This window comes from Mesorhizobium sp. M1D.F.Ca.ET.231.01.1.1, from assembly GCF_003999155.2.
Lineage (GTDB): Bacteria > Pseudomonadota > Alphaproteobacteria > Rhizobiales > Rhizobiaceae > Mesorhizobium.
The window spans coordinates 103976-126068 of record NZ_RZOZ02000006.1; the positions used below are offsets into that span (position 1 = coordinate 103976).

Here is a 22093-nt window from a genome sequence, read left to right on the forward strand (position 1 = left end):
GTCTGTTCGTAAATATTAGCATCTGCTTGACGAAGCCGGCGCGCGCTCCAGACTCAGGGGATGGCGAAGGGCGTGAAAATCGGCGACGAGGTCGCCATTACCGCGACCGTGCGCCGACGGGTCACTGAAGATCGGGTAAGCGTCTCGATCCCATCATATGGCTTCCCGCACTCGATCATCGACAAGACGTCGACGGTGAAGAAAGGCCAGCCCGTCGAGTTGATCGGCGATGTCACGCATATCGATGGCCAGTGGGTGACGGTGAATCTCGGCGTGCCGGTGACGGTGAACATGGATATGCTGAGACTGGTAACAGCCTGCAAGCCGCCTTCGAGGAAGACGGCCCTCGTCGACAAGCCGACTTAAAGGGCAGGCGCGTCCGGGAACAGTCAATTAGCTTTAACTAATTATAGACCCGCGCTGTCCTATTCTGGGACAGCGCGGGTCAGTGCCCACTGCCGCGCAGGCGGCTCCGGCAGACCCAGCGCACCCCCCGCCCGCTGTCGGGGCCGCCACCTGCCTTTGATATATACCAGCAATGGTTGAACCAACCGTTACCACACGTGCCTACCAACACGCTTTCCTGATCGTTAGACTTTGATGGATCAGAGGGATTCACATCTCACCAGAACTGATCTAGTCTTGCCGCTCGAAGAAATCGCAGGTGGCAACCATGGAAGCGATGTTCGATGACCTCACGGCGGCCCTCAAACAGCCCTGTATAGATGTATCTGCTACTGTCCGCGCTTATGCCCTAGATCTCGCCAGCAAGCTCTTCCTGGGCATCGCTATTGGCATCGGCTTCGCTATCGGAATGGCAATCGCTGGCTGACAAACTCAACAGCCAGGCCCAAGCTTCCGCGGATGATCGGACACCGCCCCGCCTGTTACGGTCGCCGTCAGCCCGGCTCTCAACTCGCGCGTCTCGCGGACAAGGGGCGCATAGAAGATCAGCGATGTGGGGCGGATGAGCATCGGTGAGAAATCTTTCGCCAAGGCTGCAATTTCGTCGGCATTGAGTTTTGAATTCGACGCGTCGGCCCAATGCCCTATTTCCGCGATCTCCCCTACATAGGAGGCCCAAAAGGCGTCCAGACTGTCGCCTAGTACGATCGGCAAATTGTTTCCTAGCTTATTCCAAAGAGCACCAGAATTGCCGCTCGCCTCTTGGGTGCCATCAATAAACAGAGCGTTCGCGCCGCCGTTGGCTCGGTCATAGTTAAATACGATCGAATGCCAATTTCCGTCGTTAACCGTCGTCGTGGAGCTCAATTGTATTGCTGGCGTACCGCTTGATGAATAGCCCTGCACGAGCACCTTGCCGGCGGTGTTATTCAGAATGAAACCAAAGCCCCATCGGCTGCTTGTATCCCAATAAACGACTGCCGCCGCGTTGACAGTGGTTTGCGTGGTTTTCATGCGAAAGGCGAAAGAGCCAACCGCCGGTGAGGTTGTGGGCATTGACCAGTAGAGTTGATCCGTTCCGCCAGAGAAACTTCTTGCCATGTTTTACTCTCCTGTAATTTGTCAGCCCGTGCGCATGGTGCGCTCGAGGCTAGCCGCGGTGCGGGCAGCGGGCCGCCGGATGCGCAGATAATAGGCGCGTAGCGGCAAGCTCCGCCGCGACGGACGCCGCTTCGAAATCGGGTGTCATTGATTTTCCTTTGCGCATAGCTGCGCGCTCGCGCTGGGAGCGCAATGTGGTGCACTGTTAATACTTTATTTAGTGTTTCCGGAAACAATGGCGGCCACGTTGAGTCCACCGCTGGAACCGAAAAAATGTACGATGTCTTTCGAATCGCTGGAGCGGTTCTAATCTCGCTCGAGGCCATTGGAGCAATCTCTAAGCGACCTGGCAAAGTGCTGCCAATCGGTGGGTCGCACATTGCTCAGATGGCGATTGTGCTTGGTCTAGCATTCGCCATTTCAGAATTCGGCGCAGTGTTTTTCAGGTGACACAATGGCCGTTCAAAACAGAATTTCGGTATCGTTTGACGATGAACAATTCATCGTTCTTGAGAGGCTTTCAACGCAAACGCACAAGACAAAAGCCGAACTCATTCGAACGATAGTGACGGAATACCTCAGGGAGAATCCGAACCGATTCCGTAGGCCAACTAGCGTTGCAAGGGCGAAGAACATCGTTCTTCCAGATGACGACTGACGCTGCAGTTACCCCGCCAGTTCTAGGCTGTGCGCGACCTTCCGGATAATTGTTCCGGTGAAGTCGGTCACAATCCAGAATGAGACGCGGTCGCCGTCGTCAAACAACTCGCAAGGGCCGGCAACTTTCAGGCGCTCGCCGTAATCGAGCAGCACCTTCGGCTCGATGCCAGGCGCGAAGGTGCCTTCGGTGCGGGGTCTCATACGATACCCCTGCGGCGCATCGCTGCCTCTCGCTCGGCAACGCGACGGCGCGCGTTGGAGGCGTTGTCCGTCGCGTCGGCAGAGCGCTCGAGGAGGGTTGCGCTGGTGGTCGGATAGGCGGGGAGCGAGACGATGCTGATTTCAAATAGCATCGCTTCCTCGATGATGCGGAGCGGCAACTCGTAGTCATCTCCCTCCAGCCAGGTTTCCCTGGTTGGCGCGAATGAAAAACTGCAACCGGAAATGTCCTGTCGACGAACGTTACCGAGTGCAGTCAAACCATCCGGCGTTGACTCATCAACGTACAGCGTGAAATCGAGGCCGATGCGATCAGGACGAAGCTCGAGTGTGCCCGCTGCCGTCCTGCCAAGGACTCGATTGTAATCATGTCCGTAAAGCGCAAGCACATCGGGGTAGTCTCTTAGCGATTTCTCAAATGCAGATGGCGCGACTTTCTCCCGCCAGAGCCCGGATATCACTGTTTCTTCGTTGAAGCGGACAGCATAACCAGTGATTATCTTCGACATTTACTTCCTTCCGGCTCGCTTTTCCATTTTCGCAAGCTGAATCCGGCGTGCAATCAATTCCGCGGACTCGTCCGTCGACGAATGGCTCGCTGCACCGGGCAGCTTGACGGCACGTTTCGAGGGCTTGCGGCGCCCGTTCGCGATGGCGCGTTCCACGCGGGTTTCATTCTGGCGCTCAAACTGCATAGCCGCTCTCCTTCAAAAACCTAGAAATGTGTCCGTCGCGGGCGTCGCCGAGGAAATGGGGCCGCTGACCGAAATGGCTCGAGCCGATATCCTCAGCCTCGACGTCGTCCGCGAGCATAGCGAGGTCACGGTGCGCCTTCTCGACCACTACAAGCGCCTCGCACAGCTCGCGCTGGCGGCGATCCCACTCTGGTCGAACGAGCGCGATTGCCTTCCGCACAGCTGGGGTTTTTGCGTCTCGGATCCGATGCTCAATCGCCCGCGAGGCAACCTCGTGGTCGGCCCTGTCTGCGCGCACGTCGGCAAGCTTCTTGCGGTTGGCGGCCTTAGCGGTCGGACCATCGCCCAACAGCGCAGCAATGCTTGGCCGGACATCCGGCGTCGGATCAGCGGCGATTGCTTTTTCCAGTTCCCGCTCTTCGACGCCAAGCTCGCGAAGGCGTTCGTTCAACTCGCCGCGCTTCGAGAGCAGGCCAGCGTAAACGTCGTCGCATTCGGCAAGCGACGGAACGTGGTAAGGTTCGGCCGGCGCCTTTTTGAAAATAGATGCCATCAGTTGGAGTCTCCAGCGAAGAGGTGCTTTGCGGCGAGCGCAATGGCGCTAGCCGGGATGGTGGTGGCGCGGCGTTGCTTATTGCCCGACCAATGCCCGGCGAGCGTTCCGGCCGGCTGAAAGCGGACCACGCCATCGCGAGTGTGAAAGGTGACTTCCGGCCAGCTTTCGCACACCTCGACAGCCGTTACCGGCGAAGTGTCAGGCGACCACACTAGGTCGTGCAGCAGGTCGAATGCAGTACGCTTCGCCGGGCGCATGCCTTCCGGCATAACGTTGACGTCGACGCCGTCTGGAACACAGGAAGCCAAGTTGGCGGTAACGTCGGCCACGGAGCGCAGCGGCGCCCCGGAGGCCACAGCTAGCAAGAGGAGCGCAAAGTCGGCCTGAAAGATTTCTACAGCCACGCCAGGCGCGCCAGGCTCAATTAGCCGGTCTTCGATCGCCGATCTGTTCCGCAGTGATGTTGAAGTGCTTGGCAGCCGCGTGGAAGCGCCTGTCTATCTCGTCCTGCGGATCCTCACAGTTCACGTACCAGACGCGCAACGGTCTCGTGCGCGGCCCGTCAGGATCAAGCAGCGGGCGGCCTGTCACCATCGCCAAGGCTTCGGAAACTGCATGCGCGGACTTGCCGCCACCGCCTGCGCCAACGGTCGATGTGAGATATCGGCGGATGTAATGGCGCCCGAAGAGCCAGTCTCGCTCCGCCAGGCTGGCCGGGTCGCGAAGCTTGAACGGCGAAGCGCGGATTGGTTCAGGTGGTAGCGGCAACTGCGAGAATTGCTCGCCTGCAGGAGTAAGCACCCAAGGCGCCCCATCGATCACGCCAACGATAGACGTGGCCACGTTGCTAGGCGGGACCTTTGCCCAGTGGATTTTATCCCCAATTATTTGCCCGCCATACAATCGCTGAAGGCGCAGAAGGAGCGGATGGACATTGTCATTTGCCGGGAGTTTCGTATCTGCAGCACCTTCTTTCTCAGCGGTCGCCGCGCGCTGCATTTCTGCAATTTCATCGAGCGGTAAGTCGTCGCAAATTGCCTCCATAATGATATCGACGGTCCGCTCACACGGCTCGCCTTCGATCTGCTGAACTAGCGGCGTTCCGTGGCGCCACAACGTAATCACGGACGCGTCTTCGCCTCTACCAATGAAACGGTCGAAACTGTCCGTGAGGATCGCCAAGCGGTCGATGTCGGAGAACTCGAAGTCTGACCAATGCGAAATCTTGGTTAGATCGTCGCGCGTAAGACCGTCTATATTCGTGGGGTCGGGGACAAGTACCGGATCTCCGTAAAGCATCTCGCAGAAGCCTTGGAAGTCATCCCATAGTTCGTGGCGGAGATCAGTCTGCGTCTGCATATTCATCAATTCCAACCTCGCGGAGCGTCATTACGATGACGTCACGGCGCACGTCTGGCGCCAGCGACAAAATAGGCGCGCCATTCTTGGCTGGCGGCCCGTAAACAAGCGTGCGTCCATCCGGAGCGCGAACAATGGTGCAGTCGTAAATGAGAACACCCGCTGTTGGCTCGAGAGAGAACCGGGCGAGCGTGTGAAATCCCCGCGGCGACGGTTCCTGCCGAACCGGCCGCGCGTTGCGTATGCGCATTTCAAATGTCCTTGTTGATAGGTATGGCGGGCGCCGGTTGGTTCCGGTCTTTTTTTTGGGGCTACGGCAATGATTGGCAATGAATGAACGGAACAAACCGTGTTTTTCGTTGCCGAACGCCTCCGTTATCGTATTGAAATATAACGATTTTCGCTTCGTCTACGTCGTTCGGGACGATGGCGTCGCAGGTTCAAATCCTGCCACTCCGACCAGTCCGACATTTCCCGAAAATCTTCAAGTTTCGCCGATAATTCAAAGGCTTGGTCAACGTCCGCAAAGGGAACAGCTGCGGAATGTGAGGCGTGTCTCACGCCCCGTGCGGCCTTGCTGTTCCCGGGGCGAAGCCCGCTCGGCCGCCCGGCGCAACCGGGCGGACGCACAAACGCTTTCGCGAGTTTTCAAACCGGACACGACCGCCATGCTGCCATGGCGACCGCGCTACGGCGCCAGGAAGGACGGGCTTGTCGTCGCGCGCACCGGCTCTGGGCGAGCGTGGCCGTCGCGCCGGATGCCGCCATGATCGATCAGGCGGGCGATCACGGCGCGCCGTGCGTGATACGGCGTCAGCGTGTGGTCGGCATTCGGCAGCGAGACCCTGGTCACGCCGCGAATGCTGTCGAGCCGCTCTTCCTCCGAGCCGAAATGGCGGGCGATCTCCTTCAGGCTCAGGTCCCCTTCCGAGGTCACGATGAGAACCCGCACGCCCCGGCCGCAAAGGTCGCGCATCCAGCGTTCCACCCGCCGCTGTCCCAATAGAGCGGCCGGATGCAGCATCGACACCGTGGACTTGACCGCCTCCAGCCCGCGCCGGACAACCAGCCTGGCGTGGCGCGAAGCGATCCCGTGCCATGTCGGGGCTGGCGGCTCGCGGCTCTCCTGCATGGCGGCGGCATTCTGGCCGAGCACGGCCCTGGACGTCTCGTAAGTCTTCCAGATCGCCATCTCCAGCGCGTAGGAACTGTTCCAGGCGAAGCAGAGCGGGTTGATCATGGTCAGCGTCCGCACCCGCCGATCGGCCCGTGCGGCGTGAAAAGCCTGGAATGCGCCGGCGCAGGTGCCGACCAGGCCGACAGCGGGATAGCCGGCTCGTTCCATCCAGTCGATCGCGCGGCTGACGTCATGGCGCGTGCGCCCGTCATAGAGGAACAGGCGCCCTTCCTCGGTCTGATCGCTGAGGCCAAGTCCGGGCAGGTCGACGCGCAGCGAGGCGACCCCTTCTACCGCCAGGTCCCGCGCCGCTTCCACCGTGCCGCGCGCCCAGCCGACATGCGGCACGCCGCCAGCATTGAGGAAGATCACCGGCTCGGCCGCGGCCTGACGTCCGCGCGGCCGGCAAAGCACGCCGCAGATCATCGGCTCCGGTCCGATCAGGACCGGCTCTTCCGTGTAGTGCGGACCGTCCAGGGTCTCAGACGTGAAACGCGGCGTGGCCTTTCCCGCGACCGCTTCGCCGGCATGGTCGGCTATCCAGGCTGCGCATCGATCGAGAACGGCGGCCGGAATCCGGTTGGCGGTGGGGTCGCACATCAAGAGTGGATAGCCGTCGAACTCGGCCGTGGTGACATCCGCAGCGCCTGCCCCGACGCCACGAATTTCACTAGCGGCGAGCGGCTTGCCGTTTGTAAGCACCAGCATCGGCAGGCATGGAAGGCTTGCCACGGCACGCTGCCAATCGAGCACCGAAAGATCGGCCAGCGTCTCATGCGAAATCCGGAAACCGGCGGCCTCGCGCCCCTCGGTGAAAAGCCCTTCGCCCGCCGAACGGCTGGCGAGCGGCGCGTCGATCATGCGCGACATGGCTGTGATCTCGCGGACATAGGCCTTGCCGGAGGACGGCGGCGCGAGCAACGCAAGACCGGCAACGTCGTCGCGTCCGGCCGCCGCCAGCGGCGCCAGCAGGCCGCCGAGCCGGAAGCCGACCAAAATGACATCCGCCACGCCGCAATCCTGCTTCAGCCGATCGATCGCTGCGCCGATACTCGCCGTCCACGCACGCACCTGGCCGGGCGTTGAATGATCCCCGGCGGCATTGCCGCAGCCGGGATAGTCAAACTGCAATACCGGCAGGTGGTTTTCGGCCAACTTGTCCGCCAGCAGCCTCAGGAAACGCCGGCTGCACAGGTCCTCGTGGCCATGCGCCCCGGCGATGACGACGCCCCGGCCGCGCCGCCTGGTGCCCTTGCCTTCATGAAGCCAGCCGATCATGTCGGCGAAGACTATCCCCTTCATGCCATGCTCCTCGCCGGCTGCAATGACCGCATGATCTCCGCCCCGATTTCTGAACTGTAGGCCGCGTCGCGATCGCAATTCAGCGCCGTCACGACGCCCGCCGGCGTAGCCGAGGCCGGCCCGTCCAGGCCAATTTCCTTCACCGCGCCCGGCATCAGGTGGAAACCGTTCTCGCGCGGGAGGAACAGCCCATCCTTGACGGCGACATGATAGGCGGCGCGTCTGCACGCGAGTTGCAAGCGCCAGCCGTCTTCTCCGCGCACCAACCGCGCCGACAGGCCGATATCGCGTCGCGCGGCCATCGCGCCGGGAAGCACATGAAAGGCTTCAGCCAGGATCTCGCCGTCGTGGCCTTCCAGCCGCGCCACGGTTAGCTCATGGCCCGCCGGGCCGAAGCGATAGGCATAGGACACGTCGAAGAAGGCGCCGAGCAGCGAGAACGCCGACAGGGACTGCGCCCCGCGCGCCTGCAGCGTGACCGGCCGACGCGCCGCCACCACCGGGGTGGCGCCATCGCGCAGGCAGGCAAGCGACAGCGTCGCCTCGACGGCCTTTGGCCCGTCGTTGACAAGATGGACGCCCAGCCCGTTGACGCCCTCGTCGCTCAGCGCCAGCCTGAGCGGCGCGAAGGCTCGTCTCAGCGCATGCCAGACCGATTTCGTTCGTCCGGTGGAATCGACGATGCCCCAGCCCGCGCCCGGGCGCAGATCCTTCCAGAAGAACAGCAGCGCACCCGCCGTCGGCGAGGCTGGTCTTCGCCATTCGTCGATCGTGCGCTCGACCACTTCGGCGGTGACGGCGCGCGAGAGGTCAAGGTAGCGCGCCGGATCCTCCATGCGCAGGCGACGCGCATCGACGCCGAACAGCATTTCGAGATAATGCTCGCGCACGTCTTCGAAATCCCACGACGCGCCCGCGTCGCGCGGCACGCCGGCTTTCCAGCGCGGATCGTGGCCGGGCGGAACGGGCAGATGCTCGTCCAGCGTCGCCTGTTCCGGCACGTTGGCGAAGGCGAGGCACTCGCTGGCGAAACGCACCCCCGCGCGGCGCGCGTCCTCCAGCGGCCGGCAATAGGCGCCGACGCCATAATAGTGTGTCGGACCGCCATCCGCGGCGAAGGGCAGGCTGCCGCCGGAGGGCGACGAGGACACCAGCGCGAGATCGGGCAGGATCGCCTGCGCGGCCGGACGCACGACATCGTCGAACCAGGGCGTGGGATCCATCGCCGCCGGCATACCGAGCATCGCGGCCTGCTGCGCCACCTCGCTGCCGCCGCACAGCACCGCCAGCGAAGGCGAATGCCGAAGCCGCTTCAGCAGGTTTTCCACCTCGCGCGACAGCGCCGCCCGCCAGGCCTCGTCTTTCGCCGGATAGTCGAAATTGGCGAGCATCAGGTCCTGCCAGACGAAAATGCCCATCTCGTCGCACAACTCGTGGAAGGCATCGCCCTCGTAGGCGAAGGTGCCGCCGACCCGCAGCATGTTGACGCCGGCTCGGCGCGCGAGGTCGAGGTCGGGCTCGATTTCGGCCCGCCCGCATGGCAGCCGCACAGGGTCGGAGGGCGTCCAGACCGCGCCGCGGCAGAACACCGGCACGCCGTTGACGACCAGGCGGAAATCGCGTCCGTCGGCGCCGCGATCGATCTCGATGCGACGGAATCCGATCCGGCCCAGCCGGCTGCGCACCGTGCCGAGTGTCGCCGTCACGTCGTGCAGCGCCGCCTCGCCATGACTGTTCGGCCACCATGGGGCGACATCGGCAATGTCCAATTCCGCCGTCAGCCGGGTGGGTGTCTCGGCCTTGAGGCGCGCGCGCACTCCAGCGCAGCTGACATGCGCCGTTTTGGCATCGTCGAAGGGTTCGGCGAGGGTGATCGCGACGACAAGGCGCCCGGTCGTACCGTCGAGACCGGCGCGCATGTCGGCATCGAGGATGCGCTGGCCGCCATCGTCACGGATCAACTTGACGGGACGCCACGGCCCGACGACATCGAAGTTCGGACACCAGCCCGGCATGTGGCCGATCAGGGTCGTGCGCACCAGCCGCAGCCGCTGATCGTCGATCATGCGCGGACGCCAGCGGGCGCGCGGACCGGTCGCCGTTTCCAGATGGCGGTCGAGACTGCGAAAGACGATGGCAAGCCGCTCGCCGCCTGCAAGGGTCACTGCGGCCTCATGGCACTCGAACATCGAGGTCGAGGCGAGCAGCAGCCGGTCGTCAAGCCAGACCTCGGCGATGGTCGCCAGACCCTCGAACACCAGCCGCACCGGACCGATCGCCGCCAGCCTGAGGCAGTACCAGACATCGCGGTCGTGCAGCGGGGCGGGCTGCTTGCGGTCCCAGCGGCCATGCTTTTCCAGCGTGGCGGCCGCCGTGCCGGGACAGGCCGCGTCCAGCCATTCGGCGCTTGCGTCGATATCATGCGGGCAAGCCCAGGCGCCGGCCGCCGAGACGGCCATCCGCCAGCCCTGGTCCAGCAATCCGGCTGTGCCGATGATCGACACCGTGGCGTCCATTCACACACCCATGCCCAAATGCGCCTCGGCCCGTCCCTAGGCCGCCTTGGAGGCGACGCCCGCCATGCGTGCCTCCAGCACGTCCATCACCGTTTCGTAGGCCTGCGCCATCGGCGTGATCGCTTCGGCCAAGCCGTCGAAACGCTGCCGCGCCATCGCGCGAGCGAGCTTGAACTGCATGACCTTGGCGCCGTCGGCTATATCGCCGGCGGCTTGCGCCGCCTCCGCCAGGCAAGTTTCGCCATGCTGCCCCAGCCATTCGAGATGGCTGCCGAGAAGTTCGAAATTCGCGCCGACCTGTCGCAGCGTGTTGAAGGCATAGGTATGGAAATAGTCAGGCGAGCGCGTTGCCAGCGTTTCGGCGTGTCGGCCGAACGCGGCCGCATAGGCGCCGAGCGGATTGCGCTTCGGCCGCCGCTTGAGGTGATGCGCGAGCAGCACCGCCGCGGTTCCGACCGCATCGCGGGCCGGCCGCGTGACCTCGAGCTTCACGAATTCCGCGTAAGGAAACAGCGGCAGGCCGCCCGCCGGCACATCGTCCCATTGGCCGAAGATGCCGTCATAGTCCTCGCCCTCGAGCGCGAAATAGCCGTCATTGTGGAAGTAGCGCATCTGCCGACCTTCGGGATCGAGCGCGTTGATGCCGACCGTGGTCTTGGAATGCCCGCTGCGATAGGTGATGCCTTTGGTGTCGGGCAGGTGGAAGGCGTCGACCTCGACCAGCGGCAGCCGGCCGAGCTCGACCTGCGCCAGCACATGCGTCTCCAGCCTGTCGAAGACCGCCAGTTCCTGGATGTCTAGCCCGGCCAGCCGCTGCAGGTCGGCGGTCGGGAACTTGAAGAACGTGAACTGATCGCCCTCGAAATCCTGCGCCACGGTGAAGCCGAGCGCCGCGACCGGGTCGTGGCCGGTCGCGTGCAGGACCTCGATCAGGAGATCGACATAGCAGTTGGTCTGCGGCCAGCGCCTTTGCGGATCGTGCAGCCAATGCGGCCGGTAGCAGGCCGGATCGAGGCCGGCGATAGCTGCGCGCATGTCACACGCTCCACAGCACGTCGCGGACCGTCGCGGGCCAAGCCTCCGCGTCGGGACCATGATGGCGGAACAGGGCCAGCGCCACACGCTCCAGCCCGAAGCCGACGCAGGCCGAATGACAGAACTCGCCGTCCGCGAATTTCAGGCCCCAGGTCCGGCCAAAATGGTCCTGGTGATAGTTGAAGCTCAAGCAGGCGGTCGGCTTCTCGATGCTGGTCACCGGAATCAGCAGCTCGAATTTCAGGCCCTGATCTCTCTGGTTGTTGGCCATCATCTTGCCGCCGCGGCCGAAGAACGGATCGTTGGCGAGATCGACCTCGCAGGGCAGATCGAGCGACTCGATCATCGCCTTGCCGCGTTTCAGCCAGCTTTCGCGGAACGAGCGCACCTGCTCGGCTGTGCCGATCTTGACGAACTCGCGCATGCGGAAGAGCTGCATGCGCGCCGGGTCTTTCGACGGCTCGTGGCGGAAGCAATAGGAGGAGAGCTCGAAAAGCAGGCCGGGCGCCGGCACCGGGCCGCGCGCAGCGATGGTGGGGTAGAGCGGATAGCACGCGGCCGGCGTCAGGGCGAGGTCCGTCGCCTTCTGCAGCTCCGTCCAGTCCCCGCCATCGGCCATCATGCCGAGCAGCTGCGCATGCTCCCGCTCGCCGCCCATGAAGGAATGCACACAGCCGGCAAGCTGCGGAAAGCTCTTCATGTAGCCGCTCTTCTCCAGCGTCGCGCGGCTCATGCCCGGCGGAAAGTGGATGCGGGTGGCCTTGTCGGGCGCGCCGAGCCGCGTGACGAGACGCTCGAACCGCTCGATCACTTCCTCGAATGCGCCCGAACGGCCATAGAGGCCGTCGATGCCGGATTCGAACAGGATGCCGTTCTCGAACAGGCTGTCGAGCAGCGACTTGGAGTCGAATGTCTTGGCGTCCATCTCAGCCCCCCAGGCCGGTGTCGAAGCGGCTCATCAGCATGAGCGTCGCGGTATTGGAAAGGATGCGGTCGTTCGAGATCATCACCGGTGCCGAGGTCACATCGCGCAAGTGCCGCCCGACGCTGAACGGCGTGCCGTTCTTGTAGCCAAGGATGCCGTTGACCAGCATGGCCAGACGCACCACGGCCCCGGCCTTCTCGCTGGCCGCAACCTTCAGCGCGTTGATTTCGGCGGCGAAGCCGATCGAAGACAACGCGTCATCGTCGCCCGCGGCCGCTTCGAAGCGGTGGATGGCGGCCGTCAGGTGCCCTTTCATCTCCTGCAAAAGCGCTGCCGCCTCGGCCAGCCTCAGCGCCCCGGGAGGCATGGCGTCGGGCTGCTTGCGTGCCGCCGCCTTGACGAAGGCCTGCGCCCGATTGAAGGCGTCGGCGGCGATGCCGAACCAGGTCGCCGCCCAGAAGATGTGTGAGCTGGCCAGCATCGACTGCGCCGCGATCTCGGAAAACGGCTTCGGGAACATCTGTCTCGCATCACCCGTGGCGACGAGATGAAAGCCGTCGGAGCAGGTGCCGCGCATGCCGAGCGTGTCCCACACCGACGTGCGTTCCAGGGTGCGGTCGCCATCGGCCGGTATCACCACCATCACTTGATCGGAGCTTGCCGCGTCGGGCGCGCGCCGCGCCGTGGCGAGGATGGCGTCGGCATAGTTGCCGTAGGAGATGACGGTGGCTTCCTTGGTCAGCGTGAAGCGACCGCCGGCGACCTCGACCGCGCAGATCGAATTGCGCAGATTGCCGCCGATGCCGGCCTCGGTCGTCGCCGAAGCCATCAGCAACTGCTCGTCGGCGATGCGCCGCATATAGGCGCGGTGCCAGTCGCTGGCGCCGCCGTGAGTGACGAAGCTCGACGTCTTGATCTGGTGCATGGCATAGATCATCGCGCTCGAGCCGCAGGCCTGACCGAGCTGGACGATGAGGTCGGCGATCCGCATCGTGCCGAGCCCCTCGCCGCCATGCTCGATCGGGATCGCCACGCCGAGCAGGCACTCGCGCTTCAGCGCCTCGATCGTCTCTGTCGGGAAACGGCCTTCCTTGTCGACGGCATCAGCATGGCTGGCGGCGATCTCGGCGACGCGCCGCATGCGTTCGGTTGCTGCTTCCGGCGCCTCCGCGACCGAAGCGGCCTCGATTTTTCTCAACAAATTCATGGCGCTACGCCGCCCTGCGCGTCAGCTGCGAAACGGCGTCCGCGATGTTGATGAGCGAAGAAAAGGTGCGCCGCGTCAGCATCGTCTCGGGGAATTCGATATCGAACTCCTCTTCGAGAGCCAGCATCATCTGCACCGAGGCGAAAGAGGTCAGCCCCGCGTCGTAGAGATTGGCATCGTCGGCGAGCGCGCCGAAATTCAGCGGAATCATCGGATGCTGCTCGAGCAGCGAGCGAATCTGGTCGATCATGGAGGCCCCACCCCTTGCGTTTGCATATTGTGCGAGCGGCACTATCGCAGAGGCAGCGCAACCGTGGCGTTAACGCCATCGGCCAGTTTCAACCATCCCTAAGGATCGGTAACGGACCGCCGTACAATTTTCACGGCTCTCCGCCCGGCTCAGCCGCAGTGGTTAAGTCGAACAGATAAATGGTCGACAACGGACCCTCACTTTGGCCTAATGGTCGCCCTGCTCCACTTCGAGGGGTGCTGGACCATTGGAACGGCGAAACCGGGTAAGAGTATGAAGTTCAGGGCCCTCTTGCCGTTGACCTTGATCGGTGTCTCCCTTGCGGTCGCCGGCTGCTCGTCTACCGTCGCATCGATCGATCCGGGGAAATACGACAAGATGAGCTGCGCGGAACTCAACAGCGCGCTCGGCGACACGGCCACCGACATCTCGCGGACGGCGATCAGCCGCGGCAAGGTCGCCAACACCAGCGTGCCGAGCTGGCTGCTCGGCGGCGAGCGCGTCAAGACAGTGGTGGCCAACCGCGACACGGCGAAGATCGCGCGGCTGCAGCACCAGCAGCAGGCGATTGTCGCCGCGAGGAAGCAAAGGTGCCCGTCCTCGCAATGAGCCAGCGGCCGCCGGCGGCGGTCCTATGCGCTGATCCGGAACCTGGTCGAATCGATTGCCGCGTTCATCAGCGTCTGCGTGTAGGCCTCGCGCGGATTGCCGAAGATCTCCTCGGTCGGGCCCTCCTCGACGATCTTTCCCTGCTTCATGACGATGATGTAGTCGGCCATGGCGCGCACGACCGCGAGGTCATGGCTGATGAAGAGGTAGGAGAGCTGGTGGTCGGCCTGCAGCTTGCGCAGCAATTCGACGATCTGCTTCTGCACCGAGCGGTCGAGCGCCGAGGTCGGCTCGTCGAGCACCACCACTTTCGGCTTCAGGATCATGGCGCGGGCGATGGCGATGCGCTGGCGCTGGCCGCCGGAAAACTCATGCGGGTAGCGGTTGCGGGCGTTGGGATCGAGGCCGACCTCGCGCAGCGCCTCGACGGCGCGCTGGTCGCGCTGCTTGCCGGTCAGCGAGGGTTCGTGCACCAGAAGCCCCTCGGTGATGACCTGGCCAACCGTCATGCGCGGCGACAGCGAGCCGAACGGATCCTGGAAGACGAGCTGCAATTCGCGCCTGAGCGGCCGCATCGCCCGGCGGTCGGCCTCGGAGATGTCGCGGTCGCCGAAGCGGATCACGCCGTCGCTGGGCAACAATCTGAGCAGCGCGCGGCCGAGCGTCGACTTGCCTGAACCGGACTCGCCGACGATGCCGATGGTCTGATTGCGCTTCAGCCGGATCGAGATCTTGTCCACCGCGCGCAGCATGAGCGGCTCGCCTCCGAGGAAGCCGCCGCCGATCTTGAAGACGACCTCGACGTTGCGGCCTTCGAGCAGCACCGGCGCATTGGCGGGCGGCGCCGCCTTGGTGCCGGTCGGCTCGGCCGCGAGCAGCATCTTGGTATAGGCATGCTGCGGGTTGGCGAACAGCGCTTCCGCCTGGCCCTCCTCGACCACCTCGCCCTGGCGCATGACATAGACGCGGTCGGCGAAGCGGCGCACGATGCCGAGATCATGGGTGATGAAGACGATCGCCATGCCGAGCTTGCGCTGCAATTCGGCAAGCAGCATCAGGATCTGCGCCTGGATGGTGACGTCGAGCGCCGTCGTCGGCTCGTCGGCGATCAGTATGTCGGGATCGTTGGCCAGCGCCATGGCGATCATGACGCGCTGGCGCTGGCCGCCCGACATTTCGTGCGGATAGGATTTCATCCGGCGCTCCGGATCGGGGATGTGCACCAGCTTGAGCAGCTTCAGCGCCTCCTCGCGCGCGGCCGGCGCGGAGAGCCCGCGATGCCGGCGGATCGGCTCGATGAGCTGATTGCCGATGGTGTAGAGCGGATCGAGCGAGGTCATCGGCTCCTGGAAGATCATGCTGATCTTGCGGCCGCGGACCTTGTTGAGCTCGCTCTTGGTCATCTCCAGCAGATTGCGGCCGCGATAGTCGACCTGGCCGGTGGCCTCGCCATTGGAGGAGAGCAGGCTCATCGCCGCCATCATCGTCTGGCTCTTGCCGGAGCCGGATTCGCCGACGACGGCGACGGTCTCGCCGGCATTGACCTTGATGCTGATGCCCTTCACCGCCTCGACCGTGCCGTCGAGGGTCTGGAAGCGGACCCGCAGGTCCTTGACGCTGAGGATCGTTTCGGAAGCCATGTCAGCGATCCCCATCTCTATCGATCTTTCGGGTCGAGCGCGTCGCGCAGGCCGTCGCCGACGAAATTCAGCGCAAACAGCGTCGAGACGAGGAAGAAGGCCGGAAACATCAGCAGCCAGTTGGCATAGCCGATGTTCTTGGCGCCAACGGAAATCAGCACACCCCAGCTGGTCATCGGCTCCTGCACGCCAAGACCGAGGAAGGAGAGAAAGCTTTCCAGGATGATCACCTGCGGCACCAGCAGCGTCATGTAGATCACCACCGGCCCGAGCAGATTGGGGATCACGTGGCGCACCAGGATGCCGCGATGGCCGACGCCCATCGCTTCTGCCGCCTGGACATATTCCTGCCTGCGGATCGACAGCGCCTGGCCGCGTACGATGCGCGCCATGTCCAGCCACAGCACCGCGCCGACCGCCAGAAACATCAGCACGAAGTTGCGGCCGAAGAACACAACCAGCATAATGACGAAGAAGATGAACGGTAGCGAATAGAGCACGTCGACAATGCGCATCATCACCTCGTCGACCCTGCCGCCGGCAAAGCCGGCCGTCGCGCCGTAGATCACGCCGATGACGCCGGCGACGACGCCGGCAAGCAGGCCGATGGCCAGCGAAATGCGCCCGGCCATCAGCGTACGCGAAAGCAGGTCGCGCCCTGTGTTGTCGGTGCCGAAGATGAAATATTGCTGCTTGATGGCGGAACTCATCGTGACTTCGAGCCCGTCCGGCGACTTGCTCTCGATCCTGGTGTCGTCGAAGGCGTCGGAACGATCGAGATAACGGGTGTAGCGGTCGTCTATCGGCTTCTTGGACGTGACCGTCACGATCACGCGGCTGCCGTCCTGGTGCCACTCCTTAATGTCGACGCGCATGCGCTTGATGGCGTCGGTCAGCGCGGTCTGGATCATGTCGGGCTTGGGGTAGGCCGAGAGGCTCGGCGGGGTGCGCACGTAGTCGCCGTAGATGGTGGTGTATTCATGCGGCGCGACCATCGGGCCGAAAACGCTGATGACGGCAATGAACGCCAGATAGTAAAGGCTGAACATGGCGGCGCGGTTGCGCTTCAGCCGCGCCCAGGCATTGCCCCAGAGCGAGCGGCCGACGATCGGCTCCGGAACGGCTACGGCAAGGTCAGTCATAGCGCACCCTCGGGTCGACGACCGCGTAGAGAAGATCGACGATCAGGTTGAAGACGATGGTGAAGACCGCGATCACCACCACGGTACCCATGACCAGCGTGTAGTCGCGGTTGAGCGCTGCATCGACGAAATAGCGGCCGACGCCCGGAATGGAGAAGATGGTTTCGACAATGATCGAGCCGGTGAGCAGCGCCGCAGCCGCGGGACCGGTAAAGGAGACGATCGGCAGGACGGCGCCGCGCAGCGCATGCTTGACCACCACCGACCAGTCCGAGAGACCGAGCGCGCGGGCCGTGCGGATATGGTGCGAGCGCAGGCTCTCGATCATCGAGCCGCGCATCAGGCGGGCGACGATGGCGATCTGCGGCAGGGCAAGCGTCAGCACCGGCCCGACCTTGTTGATCAAGGCGCCGTCACCCCAGCCGCCGATCGGCAACAGCTTCCAGGACAGCCCGAAGACGAGCTGGATCACCGGGGCGATGACGAAGGTCGGGATAGTGCTGCCGGCGGTGGCCAAGGCAATCACGGAATAGTCGGCTATTTTGTTCTGGTTGAGCGCCGCGATGGTGCCGAGGATGCTCCCCAGCAGCAGCGCCAGCACGAGCGCCGAAGTGCCGATCTGCACCGAGATCGGCAGGCCCTTGGCGAAGAGCTCCGTGACGGTGAAGTCAGGCAGATTGTAGCTCGGGCCGAAATTGCCGCGCAAAAGATTGCCGAGATAGTGGACATATTGCAGCCAGAGCGGATCATCGAGGCCGAACTGGGCTTCGAGATTGGCCCTGATCTCGGGGCTCAAGCCCCGCTCCTGGTTGAACGGGCCGCCTGGCGCGACACGGATCAGGAAGAACGCCACCGTCACGATGACGAATAGCGTCGGGATGGCGGTCAACAGCCGCCGGAAGACATAACGCAGCATCGGCGCCCCGCTTCAGCCAGGGCGACAGCTCTCCAGACGAGACCGTGGCGCGCTGGCATCTCTGATCTTCGCACCGGGCAGCCTGAAAATCCAACCCGACTTTCGGCCCGGCACGACGACAGACCGCGGCCGCCGCTCCCAAAAGAGAGCGGCGGCACGGCCAAGGTTCCTTGTCAGTCCTTGGAGATGAAGCGGGACGGATGGATGTCCATCACATTGTCATCGAAGCCATGCAGCTTCGAGGAAACGATGTCGTGGTAGCTGTAGTAGAGCAGCGGAATCTGGCCGACATCGTCGACGAGGATGCGCTCGGCCTCGGCGAGGTCCTTCATGCGTTCCTCAGGCTTGCCGCCGGCGGCGGCCGCCTTGTCCATCGCGGCCTCGTAGGCCGGGCTGTTGTAGTTCGAGTAGTTGTTGCCGCTTGCCTTGCGCGAGATGCCGAGGAAGGTCTCCGGATCCTTGTAGTCGGCGATCCAGGCGGCGCGGGCAACGTCGTAATTGCCCTTCTGCTCGAGGAAGCTGTAGTGGGTCTTGGTGTCGGTGTTGAGCAGCGTCACCTCGACGCCGAGCGGCTTCAGCTGTTCCTGGATGGCGACCGCCGTGTTCTTATGGTTCTCCGAGGTGTTGTAGCGGATCTCCATCTTCAACGGATGCTCGGGTGTATAGCCGAGCTTCTCCAGGATCTTCTTGGCCGCGTCCTCGCGGTCGATCTGCGGCATGTCGGCGTATTTGGCCAGTGCCGGCGTGTAGCCCTCGACGCCCGGAGGCACCATCGAATAGCCGGGCAGCATCGAGTTCTGCCAGACCTTCTCGGCGAGGAAGTCGCGATCGATCGCCATCGAGATGGCGTTGCGCAGCTCGACATTGTCCCAAGGCGCCTTGTCGGTCTTGACCGCATAATAGTAGGTGCCGAGATATGGCCCCACACGGACCTGGTCACCGAATTTGGTTTTGAGATCGGCGAGTTGTTCGGTCGGCAGGTCACCATAGCTGTCGAGTTCGCCGGCCTCGAAGCGCTTCATCGCAGACGAGCGATCCTCGGTCGGGATGTAGTTGACCACGTCGAGCTTGACGCTCGCGGCGTCCCAGAACTTCGGATTCTTGACCAATTTCATATGGTCGTTGGGAACCCACTCCGTCAGCATATAGGCGCCGTTGGAAACCAGCTTGCCGGGCTTGATCCAGTCGGCGCCGAGCTTGTCCATGGAGGCCTTGTTGACCGGATAGGTCGCCTGATGGGTCAGCATCTCCAGGAAATAGGGCGTCGGAGCCTTCAGCGTCACTTGCAGCGTGTTGGCGTCGACCGCCTTCACGCCCATATCCTCGGCTTTGCCCTTCTTGGTGTTGAAGTCCTCGGCGCCCTTCACCGGATAGAGCATGGAAGCGTATTCGGCAGCGGTGGCCGGATCTTCCAGTCGATGGAACGAGTAGACGAAGTCGTCCGCCGTCACCGGGCTGCCATCCGACCAGAGGCCGTCCTTGCGCAGCTTGAAGGTATAGACAGTGCCGTCGTCGGACACCGTCCAGCTTTCGGCGGCGCCCGGAATGAGGTTCGTCTTCTGGTCATGCATGACGAGACCCTGGAACAGGTCGCGTATGATGTCGGCTTCGTAGACCGTCGACGTCTTGTGCGGATCGACCGTCTCCGCCTCGGCGGCGGCTCCGCGGTTGTACACGGTCTCGGCGAAGGCGGGCGTGTAGAAGGCCCCGGTCGCCAAGGCCATGGTGGTGGCGAACACGGTCGCCTTCAGCAGGTTTTTCAGCATGAAGTCTCTCCCTTTTGGCGCGGCCCCTCAACCACGCCTTGAGTGTTGCCGCCCTGGAACCGTTCAACGGGTCCCTTTTTGAGCGTGCCGCCGGTCCCTTCCGGCGGCTGGTGGCGGGAGACTAGACAGAGCGAAATCTTATTTCAACTGCCCGCTGCTTGACGTTGAGTGAGCATCACTCTGCTAAAACAGCAAACTCTAATATTTAATCACTCCATTCAACTTGGTGCACCTTTCGGTTGTTCCGGTCGTTTTCGGTTTTTGCAGGCAGGTTTTGGCATTCTCCGGACCATGCTGAAGAACCGAAAATTCCTCGCTCCTTGGTTCCGTTTCCGGGCTGACGCCGCGGGCACATCGGCGGTCGAATTCGCCATGCTGGCGCCGATCTTCATCTTGCTGTTGCTCGGGATGGTTGCATACGGAATCTATTTCGGCGCCAGCCATTCGGTTCAGCAGATCGCCGCCGACGCGGCACGGACGGCGATTGCCGGCCTCAACCAGACGGAGCGGCAGGCGCTGGTCACCGATTTCATCACCCACGACGTTGCAGGTTATCCCTTTGTCGACCCCAAGAAGCTGACGGTCGACGCCAAGGACAGCGCCGTCGACGGCAGCCAGTTCGTCGTGTCCGTCAGCTATGACGCGCGCAACCTGCCGATCTGGAATCTGTTCCGGACGCTGCCGCTGCCGGGCACCACGATCCAGCGTCAGTCGACGATCCGGGTCGGAGGCATATGATGCGCAGTTCCAAGGGGGGACTGGAGCGGGTCATCGTTTCCTGGAAACGCAGAACCGCTCTAGCTCTTTTTTCTGACGCAAATCCGGACGGAAAACCGTTTCACACTTTTCCTGGAATTGCTCTGGTGGACGCAGCGCGACGGCTGATCGCCGACAGCCGTGCCAATTTCGCGGTCATGACCGCGCTCTGCACGCCGGTGGCGCTGGCGCTGACCGCTTTCGCCGTCGACGAGGGCTCGCTCTACAATGAACGCCGCGCCGCGCAGTCGATCGTCGACCTCGCCGCCATCACCGCCGCCGCCAACATCAACAATGCCCAGCAGGCGGTGCTGACGACGCTGAAGGACAACGGGATCACGTCCGTCGCCGTGCAGCAACAGGGAACCAACATCGCGCCGACCGGCAGCAAGGCGGTCGTGCAGGTCGTGCCCGGGCGCTATTCGGGGGTCAGTTCCATAGCGGCCGGCAGCCGCTTCGAGCCAGGCAAGCTACCCTACAACGCCGTCCAGGTGTCGCTGAAGAAGCTGGGCACGCTCTATTTCGCCGCCTCGATGATGGCGCCGCCGGTGATCGGCACGACAGCCACAGCCAGCGCCCAGCCCGAAGCGGCGTTCTCGGTCGGGTCGCGGCTGGCCAGCGTCAATGGCGGCATCCTCAACGCATTGCTCGGCGGGCTTCTCGGCGGCAACATCTCGCTCAGCGTGATGGACTACAATTCGCTGATCTCGGCTGATGTCGACGTGCTCTCCTTCACCGATGCGCTGGCGACGCAGTTGCACCTGACTGGCGTGACCTATTCGGACGTGCTCGCCTCGAAGGCAACGGTCGGCCAGATCGCGACCGCGATGGCCAACGTGCCCGAACTCGACCGGACGGCCAAGCTCGCGTTGCAGACCATGGCCTCGAGCGCCACCAATACAGTCAAGATCCCGCTCAGCCAGTTCCTCGATCTCGGCTCGGTGGGGAACCTCGGCCTCGGGCAGAAGCCCGCCGGACTTTCGGTCGACGCCAGCGCGATGAGCATGGTGACCGCGGCCGCGGCACTAGCAAACGGCACCAACCAGGTTGCCGTCAATCTCGGGGCAACCGTACCCGGGCTGACGTCGACGACGCTCCAGGTGGCCATCGGCGAGCCCATGCAGTCCTCGCCCTGGCTGGCGGTCGGCGAACTGGGAACCGTGTTGCGCACCGCGCAGACCCGCATCAAGCTCAACGCCAGCGTCACGGTCGGCACACCGACCCTTGGCGGCGGCATCAAGCTGCTCGCCGTAAACCTGCCTCTCAATGTCGAGGCCGCCTATGCCGAAGCCAAGCTGACCGACATAAGCTGCCCGACCGGCCCCTCCAGCATCAAGGTTTCCATCGCCGCGCAACCCGGGGTCGTCTCGGCGCATCTCGCCGACAACAACGCCAGCGGCTTTGCCGACTTCACCGAACCGCAATCCTTCAGCGACGCCGACATCGCCGATGTGAAGGCCAAGCTGCCCCTGGTCAATCTCAACCTGCTGCAGATCAAGGGATCGTCGGCCTTCTCGATGACCAACATGACGCCGACGACCCTGACCTTCAACGCCACCGATATCGCCAGCAAGACGATCAAGACGGTGTCGACCAAGAACCTGACGCAGTCGCTCACCACCTCGCTGGTGAACAACCTGTCGCTGTCGGCCAACGCGTTGGGCCTCGGTCTCGACGTGACCGCCCTGCTCGGCACGGTGAAGCCGGCGGTGACGACGCTGCTCAACGGCGTGACCGCACCGGTCGACGACCTCGTCTACAACGTGCTCGCGGCGCTTGGCGTGCATGTCGGCGAGGCCGATGTGCGCGTAACCGGCGCCGTCTGCGGGCGCTCGGTGCTCGTCCAATAGGCTGGCT

Annotated in this window: 22 protein-coding genes; 5 read left to right on the forward strand and 17 right to left on the reverse strand. The window is 63.4% G+C overall.

The genetic code is table 11. The annotated features are described in order from the left end of the window. Window positions 1–60 precede the first annotated feature (60 nt). Together EN874_RS17755 and EN874_RS33720 are read left to right on the forward strand one after the other, a co-directional pair. A complete protein-coding gene (locus EN874_RS17755) occupies window positions 61–366 on the forward strand; it encodes a hypothetical protein (protein ID WP_127426262.1) in 306 nt (101 codons plus the stop codon). A 307-nt stretch (window positions 367–673) separates the two neighbouring features. Continuing rightward, window positions 674–832: a hypothetical protein gene (locus EN874_RS33720; protein WP_168247522.1), complete on the forward strand. Its 159-nt coding sequence runs from the start codon at window positions 674–676 to the stop codon at window positions 830–832. 5 nt (window positions 833–837) lie between these two features. On the opposite strand, the gene EN874_RS17760 is transcribed toward EN874_RS33720, so the two are convergent. The 13 genes from EN874_RS17760 to EN874_RS17820 form a co-directional block, all read right to left on the reverse strand. Further along, window positions 838–1506, reverse strand: a complete 669-nt coding sequence (locus EN874_RS17760; protein WP_127426263.1) for a LamG-like jellyroll fold domain-containing protein — start codon at window positions 1504–1506, stop codon at window positions 838–840. 666 nt (window positions 1507–2172) lie between these two features. Further along, a complete protein-coding gene (locus EN874_RS17765) occupies window positions 2173–2367 on the reverse strand; it encodes a hypothetical protein (protein WP_127426264.1) in 195 nt (64 codons plus the stop codon). Beyond that, complete coding sequence (locus tag EN874_RS17770; protein ID WP_127426265.1) at window positions 2364–2894, reverse strand: HK97 family phage prohead protease; 531 nt, start codon at window positions 2892–2894, stop codon at window positions 2364–2366. The genes EN874_RS17765 and EN874_RS17770 overlap by 4 nt, the downstream gene beginning before the upstream one ends. Then, a complete protein-coding gene (locus tag EN874_RS17775; protein WP_127426266.1) occupies window positions 2895–3080 on the reverse strand; it encodes a hypothetical protein in 186 nt (61 codons plus the stop codon). It lies immediately after the preceding gene. Continuing rightward, on the reverse strand, window positions 3070–3531 hold the full coding sequence (locus EN874_RS17780) for a hypothetical protein (protein WP_127426267.1): 462 nt from the start codon (window positions 3529–3531) through the stop codon (window positions 3070–3072). Before EN874_RS17780 ends, EN874_RS17775 begins: the two co-directional genes overlap by 11 nt. 101 nt (window positions 3532–3632) lie before the next feature. Beyond that, window positions 3633–4040, reverse strand: coding sequence for a hypothetical protein (locus EN874_RS17785; protein WP_127426268.1), 408 nt, complete (start codon window positions 4038–4040; stop codon window positions 3633–3635). A gap of 16 nt (window positions 4041–4056) precedes the next feature. Next, entirely contained in the window at window positions 4057–5001 is a 945-nt protein-coding gene (locus EN874_RS17790; protein WP_127426269.1) for an AAA family ATPase, read from the reverse strand. Window positions 5002–5683: 682 nt separating this feature from the next. Then, a complete protein-coding gene (locus EN874_RS17795) occupies window positions 5684–7474 on the reverse strand; it encodes an alpha/beta fold hydrolase (protein WP_127426270.1) in 1791 nt (596 codons plus the stop codon). Further along, complete coding sequence (locus EN874_RS17800; protein ID WP_245513606.1) at window positions 7471–9990, reverse strand: glycoside hydrolase family 2 protein; 2520 nt, start codon at window positions 9988–9990, stop codon at window positions 7471–7473. Before EN874_RS17800 ends, EN874_RS17795 begins: the two co-directional genes overlap by 4 nt. Window positions 9991–10026: 36 nt before the next feature. Then, window positions 10027–11025: a DUF1839 family protein gene (locus tag EN874_RS17805; RefSeq protein ID WP_127426271.1), complete on the reverse strand. Its 999-nt coding sequence runs from the start codon at window positions 11023–11025 to the stop codon at window positions 10027–10029. Window position 11026: 1 nt separating this feature from the next. After that, window positions 11027–11950: an amino acid--[acyl-carrier-protein] ligase gene (locus EN874_RS17810; RefSeq protein WP_127426272.1), complete on the reverse strand. Its 924-nt coding sequence runs from the start codon at window positions 11948–11950 to the stop codon at window positions 11027–11029. 1 nt (window position 11951) lies between these two features. Then, window positions 11952–13091 (reverse strand): acyl-CoA dehydrogenase family protein, encoded by a 1140-nt coding sequence (locus EN874_RS17815; RefSeq protein WP_245513618.1) that lies wholly within the window; start codon window positions 13089–13091, stop codon window positions 11952–11954. 70 nt (window positions 13092–13161) lie between these two features. After that, window positions 13162–13407: an acyl carrier protein gene (locus tag EN874_RS17820; RefSeq protein ID WP_126085153.1), complete on the reverse strand. Its 246-nt coding sequence runs from the start codon at window positions 13405–13407 to the stop codon at window positions 13162–13164. Window positions 13408–13680: 273 nt separating this feature from the next. Here EN874_RS17820 and EN874_RS17825 point away from each other — a divergent pair, with 273 nt between their 5' ends. After that, entirely contained in the window at window positions 13681–14016 is a 336-nt protein-coding gene (locus EN874_RS17825; RefSeq protein ID WP_127426274.1) for a hypothetical protein, read from the forward strand. Window positions 14017–14039: 23 nt separating this feature from the next. Here the strand turns inward: EN874_RS17825 and EN874_RS17830 are convergent, their stop codons facing one another. The 4 genes from EN874_RS17830 to EN874_RS17845 form a co-directional block, all read right to left on the reverse strand. After that, on the reverse strand, window positions 14040–15656 hold the full coding sequence (locus EN874_RS17830) for an ABC transporter ATP-binding protein (RefSeq protein WP_127426275.1): 1617 nt from the start codon (window positions 15654–15656) through the stop codon (window positions 14040–14042). Between the two features lie 17 nt (window positions 15657–15673). Beyond that, window positions 15674–16798: an ABC transporter permease subunit gene (locus EN874_RS17835; RefSeq protein ID WP_127426276.1), complete on the reverse strand. Its 1125-nt coding sequence runs from the start codon at window positions 16796–16798 to the stop codon at window positions 15674–15676. Beyond that, complete coding sequence (locus EN874_RS17840; RefSeq protein ID WP_126085157.1) at window positions 16791–17714, reverse strand: ABC transporter permease subunit; 924 nt, start codon at window positions 17712–17714, stop codon at window positions 16791–16793. The genes EN874_RS17835 and EN874_RS17840 overlap by 8 nt, the downstream gene beginning before the upstream one ends. Before the next feature lie 173 nt (window positions 17715–17887). Further along, window positions 17888–19480 (reverse strand): peptide ABC transporter substrate-binding protein, encoded by a 1593-nt coding sequence (locus tag EN874_RS17845; RefSeq protein ID WP_127426277.1) that lies wholly within the window; start codon window positions 19478–19480, stop codon window positions 17888–17890. Window positions 19481–19648: 168 nt separating this feature from the next. Between EN874_RS17845 and EN874_RS17850 the strand changes: the two genes are divergently transcribed. Beyond that, window positions 19649–20218, forward strand: coding sequence for a TadE/TadG family type IV pilus assembly protein (locus EN874_RS17850; protein WP_245513607.1), 570 nt, complete (start codon window positions 19649–19651; stop codon window positions 20216–20218). Between the two features lie 176 nt (window positions 20219–20394). Then, window positions 20395–22086 carry a pilus assembly protein TadG-related protein gene (locus tag EN874_RS17855; protein ID WP_245513619.1) on the forward strand — a complete coding sequence of 564 codons (1692 nt, stop codon included), beginning with the start codon at window positions 20395–20397 and terminating at the stop codon, window positions 22084–22086. Window positions 22087–22093 lie beyond the last annotated feature (7 nt).